Genomic DNA, 561 nt, shown 5'->3' on the forward strand with positions numbered 1-561 from the left:
GCTAAAGTAAATACACTGATTGCTATCACTAATATTTTTTTTACTGGCGATTTAGCTAATATTGTTGAAAAAATTGGCGCAGAAATAGAGAAAAATAATGTAAAAACTGTTACTCCTTGCCCAATAGCAGAGCTACTTTTATTAAAACTTTGGCTTATTGAAGGTATTAATCCTGCTACTATATAAGCATCCATGCCTAAGGCAAACATACCTATAGTTAAAATCCATATCCTTTTCATTATTATCCCATCCTATCGGTCAATTTTGATTCATTAAGATCTTAGTTGCTTATTTTGGGTAACAAAAAAAGGATAAACTTTAACTTGAAATATATGAATAAGTAATGTCTTAATATAGGTATAAACAAACAGTTAATACCATGGAGGATTTTATGAATTTTAATTATATGAAAGACTTCATTAAAGTTGTCGAATACAAGAGTTTAAATAAAGCTTCTAGAGAATTGAATATAAGTACACCTGCCTTGAGTAAAAGAATTAGAAGTATTGAAGATTATTTTGACTGTGATTTGTTTTATAGAACTTCTAAGGGCATTTTTTT

The 561-nt window shown here is 28.2% G+C and carries 2 protein-coding genes; both read left to right on the forward strand.

Translation table 11 applies throughout. The annotated features are described in order from the left end of the window. Positions 1 to 186: hypothetical protein (locus IE142_RS40225; RefSeq protein WP_229831297.1), on the forward strand; the 186-nt coding region annotated here is incomplete at its 5' end. Positions 187 to 379: 193 nt separating this feature from the next. Then, positions 380 to 561, forward strand: a 182-nt coding sequence (locus IE142_RS40230) for a helix-turn-helix domain-containing protein (protein WP_502266919.1), incomplete at its 3' end; no start/stop codon positions are given.

It is taken from the genome of Streptomyces mutabilis (assembly GCF_014649815.1).
In the GTDB taxonomy this organism is placed as follows: Bacteria; Actinomycetota; Actinomycetes; order Streptomycetales; family Streptomycetaceae; genus Streptomyces; species Streptomyces mutabilis.